Here is a 10,777-nt window from a genome sequence, read left to right as displayed (position 1 = left end):
GGCCGCCCGGAGGGGCGGCCGCGTCTGTATGCAGTTGCCGGGTGGGGGCCCATGGGGGAGGGGCGCTGACCATCCCCCATGAGGCGCGCCGGACGGGCGTCGGCACGAAGCGCCGCTTCGACGCGCAGCGTCGAGCAGTCCCGCCCTTCCTTAAATGTACTTTTGGTCGGGAACCAAAAGTACGCGCGCCTCACATGATGGGGTCGAGGGGCAAAAGCTTGCTGTGGATCTTGACGAGCTTGGAGGGGTGCTCGGCGCGGAAGCGTTTGACGATGCGGTCGAGCACCATCGAGCCGTTCTCAAAGGTGACGGTCGGCAGCATGAGCACATACTGGGTCGCGGAGAAGCGCGAGACGATGTCTCCCTTGCGCAGGCTGTTGCGGATCGTCTCGAGGAGCTGCTTCATCGTCTTGCCCAGCAGCTTGATTTCGGGCACGCCGTCGTGCATGTCGGTGACGGTGAGCAGGCCGATGAAGATCGACTGCCCGGTACGCGCCGCGCTGCGCGCCTCGACGCGGTACATATTTTTGAACACCTCATATTCACAGTAATAGGCGCCCTTGACGAGGTTGGACTCGTTGAGGTCCTCCTTGATGACCTGCAGGTCGGTCTCCACGCTGTTGACCGTCTTGCTGATCTCGCGGTAGAGGTTGCGCAGCGGCTCGCTCGGGCTGACCCCCAGCTCGCGGTAGAAGAGGTCGGTGACATAGTTGTAGTGGGAAAGGGCCTGCTGCTGCTTGCCCTGATGGATCATCGCGTCGATGAGGGTGATGTGCGCGCGCTCCTCGAACTGGTCGATGATGATCGCTTTCTGGGCGATCGTCTCGATCGACTGGTAATCGCCGCGCTTCTGGAGCAGCTGGCAGGACTCCTGCACGCACTTGAAATAGAGCGCGTGGAAATAGGTGCTCAGCGGCACCACCCACTCCTCGAAGTGGGAGCTGCTCAGGAAATCCCCCTTGTAAAGGTCGAGCGCCTCCAGGTAGATCCGCAGGCGTTCCTCCTCGGTCAGGTTCTTGTTGGACGCCTCGCCGTAGAGCCGTTCAAACTCCTCCGCGTCAACCGTGCAGTTGAGGCCCTCGTTCCACGAATAGCACCCGTGCTCGTAGACGATGACGTTCTTCGCGAAGGGGACGTTGTTGTTGGCAAAGAGGGTGCGGATGCGGTAGACGAGGTTTTTTAAGGCGTTTGCGGGCTGCTCGCTGTCGTTTTCCGACCAGAGCACCCGGATGAGCTCCTCGTTGGAGATCGTCTTGTGCCGGTAGGCGATGAGGTATTCCAGAAGACTCCAAACCTGATGGGTCCGCGCGGAAGAATCGCTGATTGTGACCTCCCCCATCGTGATATTGAAGCCGCCCAGCATCTCAATCTGGATCGGGGAACCGTCGTAGTTCGGTACGCTTTCTGCCATGGATGCTCTCTCCTTATGTCGACATGGAAGGCATCTGCCCATCACGAGGAAATTTCCAGGGACTCCCGGGAATATCCAAGTTTCTCCTGTATTAACTATAACAATTTTCTTCAGAAATTACAATTAAAACTTTTCTTTTGTTCCCCCGTGATGTATAATAAGTATCACAATAACTGGAAATTTGTAATATTTTGAAGAAATGTGACTGATTGCCTGTCATTGCCCGCTCAAAAGCCGTTTTCAAAGCGGGAAGAAAGGAGGCGGGCCGTCGTGCAACCGATCTTTTGCCGGCTTCGGCGGCGCGCCCTGCGGCTCGCGCTGCTGCCGGCGGTTTTCCTCCTGCTGGCCGCCCTGTGCGCCCTGCCGGCGGACGCCGCGGCGCCCGCCGGAACCTATGTGCGCACCCCCGCCGCGCCCGGCACCGTCGTCCACGGCAATGCCAAGGCCGGCTTCGACGCCTCCAACGCCTCGCAGGGCTACATTATGGCCTGGTACGGCGGGTCCGCGGACAAGGTGAAGGTCCAGATCACGGGCGGCGGGAGCACCTATACCTACAACCTCAACACGGCGGGACGCAAGGAGGTGTTCCCGCTCACCATGGGGGACGGGTCCTACACCGTGGCGATCTACGAACGCGTGACCGGCAACCAGTACGCGCTCGCCTACAGCAAACAGATCTCCGTCAAGCTGGAAAGCGCCTTTCTGCCCTTCCTCTATCCCAACCAGTATGTGAACTTCTCTGCGTCGAGCCGGACGGTGAGCGTCGCCGGCACCCTCGCCGCCGGCGCGGCGGATCAGCTCGGGGTCGTCACAAATATTTACAACTATGTCATCAGCCACATCACTTATGACAGTTACAAGGCGGCGAACGTCCAGTCGGGCTATCTGCCGTCGGTCGACAGCACGCTGGCGGCCGGGACCGGCATCTGCTTCGACTACGCGGCGGTGATGGCCGCCATGCTCCGGTCCCAGCAGATCCCCACCCGACTGGAGGTGGGGTACGTGTCGGGCGGGACCTACCACGCGTGGATCAGCACCTACATCGCCGAGGTGGGCTGGGTGGACGGCATCATCCAGTTCGACGGCAAGAGCTGGAAGCTGATGGACCCCACCTTCGCCTCCAACGGGGGAAGCAGCCCGGAGATCATGCAGTTCATCGGCAACGGGGCCAACTACCAGATGAAATACCGGTATTGACAATATAAGGGGTGACGTCATGGGCAACCAGAAAAACAGGCGGGCCGTCGAAAAGCCGCTTTCCCCGCGGGAGCTTTCCGCCTTCTGCGCGCAGCTCGCGATGCTCGTCCGCTCGGGGATCCCCGCGGCGGAGGCCATTTCGATCATGCGGGGGGACGCGGGCGGCGGCCCGGGCGGGGAGCTGCTCGCCGCGATCGGCGAGCGGCTGGAGGACCGCGCCGCGCTCGGCACCGCGCTGGCGGAGGCGGGGGTATTCCCGCGCTACTTCGTCAGCATGGTGGAGATCGGGGAGAGGTCCGGCCGTCTCGACGAGGTGCTCGACGCGCTGTGCGCCTACTATGAGCGGGAGGAGTCGGTGTCGGAGGGCATCCGCAGCGCCGTCGCCTATCCGCTCGTCATGATCGTCATGATGGCGCTCGTCGTCGGCGTGCTCGTCATCAAGGTCCTGCCCGTGTTCAGCGAGGTCTTCGTGGAGCTGGGCGGCGGGGCGTCGAGCTTTGCCGGACAGGTCATGCGCCTGGGCGCCGCCTCGGGGCGGATCGCCATCGCGCTGACCGCCGTCGTGCTGCTGCTGCTCGCCGCCTACCTCCTCATGCGCGCCTTCCCGGCGGGACGCGCCGCCCTCTCCCGGTGGAGCGCGGTCTTTCCGCTCACCCGCGGGATCTCGGCGCGCGTCGCCTCGGGCCGGTTCGCCTCCGCCATGGCGATGATGCTTTCGAGCGGGCTCGATTCCGACCAGTCGCTCGACATGGCCGTCCGCCTCCTCGACGAGGGGCCGATGCGCCGCAGGGCGGAGCGCTGCCGCGAGCTCGTCTCGGGCGGGGCCTCCTTTGCCGACGCGGTCAGCCAGGCGGGCATCTTCCCCGGCGTCTACGCGCGGATGGTGTCGGTCGGCTTTTCGACCGGCTCCGCCGACATGGTGCTGCGCAAGCTCGCCTCCCGCTACGAGGAGGAGGTCGACGCGCGGGTCGCGCGGATGCTCTCGGTGCTCGAGCCCACCCTCGTCGCCATCCTCGCCGTCGTGGTGGGGATCATCCTGCTGTCGGTCATGCTGCCCCTGATGGGCGTCATGTCCTCGATCGGCTGACGGGAGGCGCGTGATGAGACGCTTTGTTTCCAAACGCCGCCGTCCGCTCGCCGGGCTCCTGCTCCCGACCGCCGCCACCCTGGTGATCATCGCGTTCGCCGCTTGGGGGGCCGACTCCGTCTCGGAGGCGGCGCGGGAGGAACAGCTCGGCGCCGTCCGCCGGTCGGTGACCCGCGCGGCGGTCCACTGCTACGCCATCGAGGGCTCCTATCCCCCCAGCCTCGACTATCTTGAGGAGCACTACGGGCTCACGGTCGACAAGGCCCGTTATTCCATCCACTACCACTGCTTCGCATCCAACCTGATGCCGGAGATCGACGTGATTCCCCTGACGAAATGAACCTGGACTTCACGGGAAGGGAGGCCGCCATGAACATCCGTTTCCAGCCGCGCAGGCATGTGATCGACCTGCTCTTCACCCTCGCGCTCTTCTGTGTCTTCGCCGCCTCCGCCCTGCTTGTCGTGCTCATCGGCGCGGACGTCTACGAGTCCTCCGCCCGCGGCATGGACCGCAATTTCGATCTCCAGACCTCCCTGCACTATGTCGCCGCGAAGGTCCGCCAGTGCGACGCGGCGGGCGCGGTGCGCGCGGGGGAGCTGGGCGGCGCGCCCGCGCTCATAATCGAACAGGAGTTCGGCGGCGAGGTCTACCGCACCTATCTCTACGCGTGGGAGGGCAGCCTCTGCGAGCTCTTCACCGGCATGGACGACCCCTCCCCCGTCGACGGGACCCCCATCACGAAGGTGCCCGCCTTTGAGGTGGAGCAGGTGAACCCGCGCCTGCTGCGCGTCTCCTGCCCCGATGCGGACGGGCGGGACGCGCAGCTCTATCTCTCGCTGCGCAGCGGCAAGGAGGGTTCGGCATGAGACAGCCCCGCACCCATTCGGGATCGAGCCTCTTTTTGATGGAGCTGATCCTCGCGATCCTCTTTTTCTCGGTCGCAAGCGCGGTCTGCGTGCAGCTCTTCGCACGGGCGCACACGGCGAGCGAGCAGAGCGCCGCGCTCAACCGCGCGGTGCTGGCCGCCGAATCGGCCGCCGAGTCCTTCAAGGGCGCGGACGACCTCGACGAGGCGGTGCGGCTCATGGGCGTGCGCGCCGGGGATACGCCGGGCGTCCTGACCGCCTGGTACGACCTGGCGTGGAACCCCTGCGCCGAGCGGGACGCCCGCTACCGCCTGGACATCCTGATCCACGGGCCGGAGGGCGGCGGGTCCGCCGGCGGGTCCCTGCCCGGCAGGCCGGGCGGCCTGTGGGAGGCGGAAATCACCGTCGGCAGGACGGCGGACGGCGTTTCCGAAGAGCTTTACCGCCTGAACGCGCGGCGGTATCAACCCGCCGCGTGACGGCGGAATAGAATGAAAGGAGGGCGGCAAATGAGCGGACGGCGCAAGACGGGAAGCGTCTTCATCGGCGTCTCCTCCCTGCTGGTCATCTTCATCGTGCTCTGCCTGACGACCTTTGCAGCCCTCTCCCTCACGTCGGCCAACGCCGACCTCAAGATGGCGCGCCGCGCGGCGCAGACGGTGTCCGAATACTACGCCGCCGACAGCAGGGCGGTCGAGCTGCTCGTCCAGGCCGACGCGGCCGTGGAGGCAAATCCCGCGCGGCCGCAGGCCGCGGGGGTCTCCTTCGAGCGCCGGGGCCGGGCGCTCGTCGCCTCCTATACCGTCCCCATCTCCGACGCGCAGGAGCTGCGCGTCGAGGTGCGCTACCCCGGCCCCGGGGATGCGCGCCATGAAATCCTGCGGTGGCAGGCCGCCTCCGCCCGGGAGTGGCAGAGCGACGAGTCCATCGAGCTGTGGGACGGCACCCTCTGAACCATTACACCGGAGGTAATCCAAATGGATATCCTGCATTTCCTTCAGGACGCGGTGGACCGCCGCGCTTCCGACATCTTCATCATTGCCGGGCTGCCGGTGACCTTTAAGGTCAACGGCCAGCTCCTGCGCGCCGACGACGGACGGCTCACCCCCGCCGACTCCCAGGCCCTCATCCAGGGGGCCTACGCGCTCGCGGGCCGGGAGATCGCCATCGTCGAAGGCGGAGGCGACGATGACTTCTCCTTCGCGCTCCAGGGGGTGTCGCGCTTCCGGATCAGCGCCTACAAACAACGCGGTTCGCTCGCCGCGGTCATCCGCGTCATCACCTTTGAGCTGCCCAACCCGCACGACCTCGGCATCCCAGACGGAGTGCTCTCCCTCGCGGAGATGCAGAAGGGACTCGTGCTCGTCACCGGCCCGGCCGGGTGCGGCAAATCGACGACGCTCGCCTGCGTGATCGACGCGATCAACAACTCCCGCAGCGCCCACGTCATCACGCTGGAGGACCCCATCGAGTTCCTCCACCGGCACAAGCATTCCATCGTCAGCCAGCGGGAGGTCGCGACCGACACCCAGAGCTATGTGACGGCGCTGCGCGCCGCGCTCCGCCAGTCGCCCGACGTCATCCTGCTCGGCGAGATGCGCGATCACGAGACGATCAGCGTCGCCATGACCGCCGCCGAAACGGGGCACCTCGTCCTGTCGACGCTGCACACGGTCGGCGCGGCCAACACGATCGACCGGGTCATCGACGTCTTCCCGCCCAACCAGCAGCAGCAGGTGCGCGTCCAGCTTTCGATGGTGCTGCGCGCGGTCGTCTCCCAGCAGCTCATCCCCACGGTGGACGGCGGGCTCGTCCCCGCGTTTGAGATCCTGCTTGCCAACGACGCGGTGCGCAATATGATCCGCGAATCCAAGGTGCACCAGATCGGCGGAGTGATCTACTCCTCCTCCTCGCAGGGGATGTGCGACATGGACAGCAGCATCCTGCGGCTCTTCAGCGACGGCGTGATCTCGCGGGAGAACGCGCTGCTCTACAGCACCAACCCCGACACCCTCGCACGCAAGCTCGGCGGGACCGGGCGCTGACGCGCCCCGCCGTCCGGCAGGCTTTTTTCCGGCGGCCGTCCCAAAAGGGACGGCCGCTTTTCCGCGCCCCAAACGCCCGGGGCCGGGGCGGAAAACGGCGCCCTGCGGGCGCCCGCGCGAAGGACGCGCCCTTCGCGCGCAGGCGGCTGCGCCGCCCGGTTTTCCGCCCCCGGCGCGCGCCGGCCGGCGGCCTCGCAAAAAAAGGATCGCGCCCTATTGACATTTGGCGGCGATGGGATATAATAAACATATGAACAATAGCTCATATGAAAGGTGATTCGAATGATAGACAAGGACGGCATGGAACGCTGCGACTACATCCACGCGCATGAGGACATCGTAAACGCCGTCAACGCGCAGATGCCCGACGAGGAGATCCTCTACGACCTCGCCGAGCTCTTCAAGGTGTTCGGCGACTCCACCCGCATCAAGATCCTCTACGTGCTCTTTGAGTCGGAGATGTGCGTGTGCGATATCGCACAGCTTCTCAATATGAACCAGTCGGCGATCTCCCACCAGCTGCGGGTGCTCAAGCAGTCCAAGCTGGTCAAATACCGCCGCGACGGCAAAACCGTATTCTATTCCCTGGCAGACGGGCATGTCCGCACCATCCTGGGGCAGGGCATGGAGCACGTCGCCGAATAAATCGACTGAACGGAGGAACCACCCATGAAAAAGACTTTTCGCCTGCGCGACCTCGACTGCGCCAACTGCGCCGCCAAAATGGAAAACGCGATCAACAAGCTCGACGGCGTCCAGAGCGCAACGGTGAGCTTCATGACCCAGCGCCTCACGCTCGAGGCGGACGACGCGCGTTTCGACGAGGTGCTCAAGGAAGCGGTGCGCGTCTGCAGGAAGGTCGAGCCCGACTGCACCGTGCTCGTCTGAGTCCTCTCTCCGCCTTCCCAAATCTTTTTTTGGAGGTCCGCGCCATGTCCAAAAAACAAAGACGGACCCTGGTCCGTCTGATCATCGGCGCGGCCGCCTTCGCCGCCGCGCTCCTCATCCCTCTCGGGGGCGTCTTCCGGCTCGCCCTCTTCCTCGTGCCCTATTTCGTCATCGGCGGCGACGTGCTGCTGCGCGCCCTGCGCAACATCGCGCACGGTCAGGTGTTCGACGAGAACTTCCTGATGGCGGTCGCCACGGTGGGCGCCTTCTGCGTGGGCGAATATCCCGAAGGGGTCGCCGTCATGCTCTTCTACCAGGTGGGCGAGCTCTTCCAGAGCTACGCGGTCGGGCGTTCGCGTCAGTCGATCTCCGCCCTGATGGACATCCGCCCCGACTACGCCAACGTCCGCCGGGAGGGCGAGCTCGTCCGGGTCGACCCCGAGGAGGTCGCCGTCGACGACCTGATCGTCGTGAAGCCGGGCGAACGGGTGCCGCTCGACGGCGTGATCGCCGAGGGCAGCTCCACGCTGGACACCGCCGCGCTCACCGGCGAATCCCTCCCCCGCGACGCAGCGCCCGGCGACGCGGTCATCAGCGGCTGCATCAATCTGAGCGGCCTGCTCACCGTCCGCGTCTCCCGCGTCTACGGAGAATCGACCGTGGCCAAAATTCTCGACCTCGTCGAGAACGCAAGCAGCAAAAAGGCGAAGGCGGAAAACTTCATCACCCGCTTCGCCCGCTGGTACACCCCCGCCGTCGTCCTCGGCGCGGCCCTGCTCGCGGTCGTCCCGCCGCTCGTCACGGGCGGTTCCTTCTCGATGTGGATCCACCGCGCGCTCATCTTCCTGGTCATCTCCTGTCCCTGCGCGCTCGTCATCTCGGTGCCGCTCTCCTTTTTCGGCGGCATCGGCGGGGCGTCCAAATACGGCATCCTCGTCAAGGGCAGCAACTACCTCGAGGCGCTCGCCGGGACCGAAACGGTCGTCTTCGACAAGACCGGCACCCTCACCAAGGGGTCCTTCCGGGTCACGGCGGTGCATCCCGACGAGATCTCCGAGGACCGGCTGCTCGAGCTGGCGGCGCTCGCCGAGAGCTATTCAAGCCACCCGATCGCCCTTTCGCTGCGGGCCGCCTACGGGAAGGAGCCCGACGAAACCCGCGTCTCCGGCGTGGAGGAGGTCTCCGGCCGGGGCGTGAAGGCCACGGTCGACGGACGAAAGGTGTGCGCCGGCAACGGGAAGCTGATGGACGAGGCGGGCGCCGTGTGGCACGACTGCCACCTGTCCGGCACGACCGTCCACGTCGCGGTGGACGGGGAGTACGCGGGGCACATCGTGATCTCCGACGAGATCAAGGAGGACGCCCGCGAGGCGGTCTCCGCCCTGCGCGAGGCGGGCGTGCGCAAAACGGTGATGCTCACCGGGGACGCCGAGCCGGTCGCCGCCCAGGTGGCGAAGGAGCTCGGCCTCGACGAATACCACGCGGGCCTGCTCCCGGCCGACAAGGTCGACCGGATGGAGCGGCTGCTCGCGGAAAAATCCCCGCGCGGGGTGCTCGCCTTCGTGGGCGACGGCATCAACGACGCGCCCGTCCTCTCCCGCGCCGACATCGGCATCGCGATGGGCGGGCTCGGTTCCGACGCGGCCATCGAGGCCGCCGACGTGGTCATCATGGACGACCGCCCCTCCAAGCTCGCTGCGGCGATCAAAATCTCCCGCAGGACGCTTGCCATCGTACGACAGAACATCGTCTTCGCGCTCGCCGTCAAGGCGCTTGTGCTCCTGCTCGGCGCGCTCGGCGACGCCAATATGTGGGAGGCCGTCTTCGCCGACGTGGGCGTTTCGGTGATCGCCATCCTCAACGCCACCCGCGCACTGAACGTCAAAAACCTCTGAGCTTCCCCCTCCTGATTCAAAAGGGCCCGGCGCGGTTTCAAAAAACCGCGCCGGGCCCTTTCACGCGCCGCATGGGAATGAACCAAATCCCCCAAAAACGAATACCATGAAGTAATCATCGTTTTAGGAGGATTTTTTATGAATCATACCGCGGAACCCTTACACTTTTTCCTCGGAGCGAACACGCCGCAGGGGTTCGTTTCGCGTTTTGACCAGCTCGCCGACCCTGCGGGCGGGTGGCGTGAATTCGTCATAAAGGGCGGCCCCGGGACGGGGAAATCCACGCTGATGAAGCGCGTCGCCGCGGCCGCCGAGGGCCGCTGCGAACAGATCGAGCTGATCCACTGCTCCTCCGATGCGGACTCGCTCGACGGGGTCATCCTGCACGACGTCAAGACTTCGATTGCTGATGGTACCTCCCCCCACGCGGGCGTTCCCAATATAATCAATTTGACATCGGCCGGCGGGCGCGGTAAACTGACACCGTACGCCCGACACCCGAAACTCGCGAGGTATCCGGATGAAGGATTATCAGCGGCAGTATCCCTCTTTTTCCCTCTGCGGCCTCTTCTGCGGCCTCTGCCCCATCCACCATATGGAGAACGGCTGTCCCGGCTGCGGCGGCGGGGACGGCCACCAGCCCTGCGCGGTCATCCGGTGCGGCCGGGAGCACGGCGGGCCCGAATTCTGCTGTGACTGTCCCGCCTACCCCTGCGAGCGCTACCTCGAGCCGCCCCTCTACGACCAGCTTCTGCCCTCCCGGAACGCCCGCCGGGACCTGGACAGGCTGAAGGCGGAGGGCCTGGCCGCCTTCCGCGCGGAGCTCGACGAAAAGACCGCCATCCTGCGGGAGCTGCTGGCGCGCTATAACGACGGACGGCGCAAGACCCTCTTCTGCGTCGCCGTGAACCTCCTGCCGCTTTCCGAGGTCCGCCGCGTCATGGAGCGGCTCGCGGCGGAGGAGGCGTCCCCCGGCGACCCGGGGGACCTGAAGGCCCGGGCCGAGCTGGCCGCGGGCCTCTTTCGGCAGGCCGCGTCGGAAGGCGGGATCGAACTGAAGCTGCATAAAAAGCCCCGGCGGAAATAGACCAAAGACAGCCGCCCGGCCGCGAACGCGTCCGGGCGGCTGTCTTTGGAGGCGATGTGTATGATGTGAGAGGCGTTTTGTATTCACCGCTTCAGCGCCCGTCCGGGCCGGACGGCGCCGTGTGTCCGCAGTGGCAGCCGGAACGGCCCTTGCAGCCGGAGCAGCCGACGCACTCGCCGTTTTTGGCCTTGCGCACCGCGTACCGCACCGCGCAGAAGGCCGCCAGCAGGATCACGCCCAAAATCACCCAGGTAACCATAGAGATCCTCGCTTTCCGCCGCGCCGGGGAGGTCCTCCGCC

General features: G+C 65.6%; 14 protein-coding genes. 11 read left to right on the top strand and 3 right to left on the bottom strand.

Annotated features, from left to right (window positions below):
* Positions 1-190: 190 nt before the first annotated feature.
* On the bottom strand, positions 191-1,411 hold the full coding sequence (locus NE609_RS12000) for a BTAD domain-containing putative transcriptional regulator (RefSeq protein WP_158595602.1): 1,221 nt from the start codon (positions 1,409-1,411) through the stop codon (positions 191-193).
* Positions 1,412-1,681: 270 nt separating this feature from the next.
* Between NE609_RS12000 and NE609_RS11995 the strand changes: the two genes are divergently transcribed.
* The 10 genes from NE609_RS11995 (at position 1,682) to NE609_RS11950 (ending at position 9,390) form a co-directional block, all read left to right on the top strand.
* A complete protein-coding gene (locus NE609_RS11995; protein WP_256152629.1) occupies positions 1,682-2,608 on the top strand; it encodes a transglutaminase-like domain-containing protein in 927 nt (308 codons plus the stop codon).
* Positions 2,609-2,627: 19 nt separating this feature from the next.
* Positions 2,628-3,695 carry a type II secretion system F family protein gene (locus NE609_RS11990; protein WP_121586571.1) on the top strand — a complete coding sequence of 356 codons (1,068 nt, stop codon included), beginning with the start codon at positions 2,628-2,630 and terminating at the stop codon, positions 3,693-3,695.
* 13 nt (positions 3,696-3,708) lie between these two features.
* Positions 3,709-4,035, top strand: coding sequence for a hypothetical protein (locus tag NE609_RS11985; RefSeq protein WP_256152628.1), 327 nt, complete (start codon positions 3,709-3,711; stop codon positions 4,033-4,035).
* A 29-nt stretch (positions 4,036-4,064) separates the two neighbouring features.
* Entirely contained in the window at positions 4,065-4,562 is a 498-nt protein-coding gene (locus NE609_RS11980) for a DUF4860 domain-containing protein (protein WP_256152627.1), read from the top strand.
* Positions 4,559-5,041 carry a hypothetical protein gene (locus NE609_RS11975; protein ID WP_256152626.1) on the top strand — a complete coding sequence of 161 codons (483 nt, stop codon included), beginning with the start codon at positions 4,559-4,561 and terminating at the stop codon, positions 5,039-5,041. Before NE609_RS11980 ends, NE609_RS11975 begins: the two co-directional genes overlap by 4 nt.
* Before the next feature lie 30 nt (positions 5,042-5,071).
* Positions 5,072-5,515, top strand: coding sequence for a hypothetical protein (locus tag NE609_RS11970; protein ID WP_256152625.1), 444 nt, complete (start codon positions 5,072-5,074; stop codon positions 5,513-5,515).
* Between the two features lie 24 nt (positions 5,516-5,539).
* Positions 5,540-6,607 (top strand): type IV pilus twitching motility protein PilT, encoded by a 1,068-nt coding sequence (locus tag NE609_RS11965; protein WP_121586576.1) that lies wholly within the window; start codon positions 5,540-5,542, stop codon positions 6,605-6,607.
* A 282-nt stretch (positions 6,608-6,889) separates the two neighbouring features.
* Positions 6,890-7,252, top strand: a complete 363-nt coding sequence (locus NE609_RS11960) for a metalloregulator ArsR/SmtB family transcription factor (protein WP_207726213.1) — start codon at positions 6,890-6,892, stop codon at positions 7,250-7,252.
* A 24-nt stretch (positions 7,253-7,276) separates the two neighbouring features.
* Positions 7,277-7,495, top strand: a complete 219-nt coding sequence (locus NE609_RS11955; protein ID WP_101552568.1) for a cation transporter — start codon at positions 7,277-7,279, stop codon at positions 7,493-7,495.
* Positions 7,496-7,539: 44 nt separating this feature from the next.
* A complete protein-coding gene (locus NE609_RS11950) occupies positions 7,540-9,390 on the top strand; it encodes a heavy metal translocating P-type ATPase (RefSeq protein WP_256152624.1) in 1,851 nt (616 codons plus the stop codon).
* 159 nt (positions 9,391-9,549) lie between these two features.
* Here the strand turns inward: NE609_RS11950 and NE609_RS11945 are convergent, their stop codons facing one another.
* Positions 9,550-9,735, bottom strand: a complete 186-nt coding sequence (locus NE609_RS11945; protein ID WP_256152623.1) for a hypothetical protein — start codon at positions 9,733-9,735, stop codon at positions 9,550-9,552.
* A 175-nt stretch (positions 9,736-9,910) separates the two neighbouring features.
* Between NE609_RS11945 and NE609_RS11940 the strand changes: the two genes are divergently transcribed.
* Complete coding sequence (locus NE609_RS11940) at positions 9,911-10,477, top strand: DUF3795 domain-containing protein (RefSeq protein WP_256152622.1); 567 nt, start codon at positions 9,911-9,913, stop codon at positions 10,475-10,477.
* Positions 10,478-10,568: 91 nt separating this feature from the next.
* Here NE609_RS11940 and NE609_RS11935 read toward each other — a convergent pair whose 3' ends face one another.
* Positions 10,569-10,736 (bottom strand): FeoB-associated Cys-rich membrane protein, encoded by a 168-nt coding sequence (locus NE609_RS11935; protein WP_256152621.1) that lies wholly within the window; start codon positions 10,734-10,736, stop codon positions 10,569-10,571.
* Positions 10,737-10,777: the final 41 nt, after the last annotated feature.

The organism is Anaerotruncus sp. DFI.9.16, from assembly GCF_024461615.1.
GTDB lineage: Bacteria > Bacillota > Clostridia > Oscillospirales > Ruminococcaceae > Anaerotruncus > Anaerotruncus massiliensis.
This window is presented reverse-complemented; position numbering and strand designations above follow the sequence as displayed.

Excerpts from the sequence above, each read along its gene's own strand:
- NE609_RS11985 (WP_256152628.1), top strand. The coding sequence starts at position 3,709 with ATGAGACGCTTTGTTTCCAAACGCCGCCGTCCGCTCGCCGGGCTCCTG.
- NE609_RS11955 (WP_101552568.1), top strand. The coding sequence starts at position 7,277 with ATGAAAAAGACTTTTCGCCTGCGCGACCTCGACTGCGCCAACTGCGCC.
- NE609_RS11940 (WP_256152622.1), top strand. The coding sequence starts at position 9,911 with ATGAAGGATTATCAGCGGCAGTATCCCTCTTTTTCCCTCTGCGGCCTC.
- NE609_RS11965 (WP_121586576.1), top strand. The coding sequence starts at position 5,540 with ATGGATATCCTGCATTTCCTTCAGGACGCGGTGGACCGCCGCGCTTCC.
- NE609_RS11970 (WP_256152625.1), top strand. The coding sequence starts at position 5,072 with ATGAGCGGACGGCGCAAGACGGGAAGCGTCTTCATCGGCGTCTCCTCC.
- NE609_RS11950 (WP_256152624.1), top strand. The coding sequence starts at position 7,540 with ATGTCCAAAAAACAAAGACGGACCCTGGTCCGTCTGATCATCGGCGCG.
- NE609_RS11960 (WP_207726213.1), top strand. The coding sequence starts at position 6,890 with ATGATAGACAAGGACGGCATGGAACGCTGCGACTACATCCACGCGCAT.
- NE609_RS11975 (WP_256152626.1), top strand. The coding sequence starts at position 4,559 with ATGAGACAGCCCCGCACCCATTCGGGATCGAGCCTCTTTTTGATGGAG.
- NE609_RS11980 (WP_256152627.1), top strand. The coding sequence starts at position 4,065 with ATGAACATCCGTTTCCAGCCGCGCAGGCATGTGATCGACCTGCTCTTC.
- NE609_RS12000 (WP_158595602.1), bottom strand. The coding sequence starts at position 1,411 with ATGGCAGAAAGCGTACCGAACTACGACGGTTCCCCGATCCAGATTGAG.
- NE609_RS11935 (WP_256152621.1), bottom strand. The coding sequence starts at position 10,736 with ATGGTTACCTGGGTGATTTTGGGCGTGATCCTGCTGGCGGCCTTCTGC.
- NE609_RS11990 (WP_121586571.1), top strand. The coding sequence starts at position 2,628 with ATGGGCAACCAGAAAAACAGGCGGGCCGTCGAAAAGCCGCTTTCCCCG.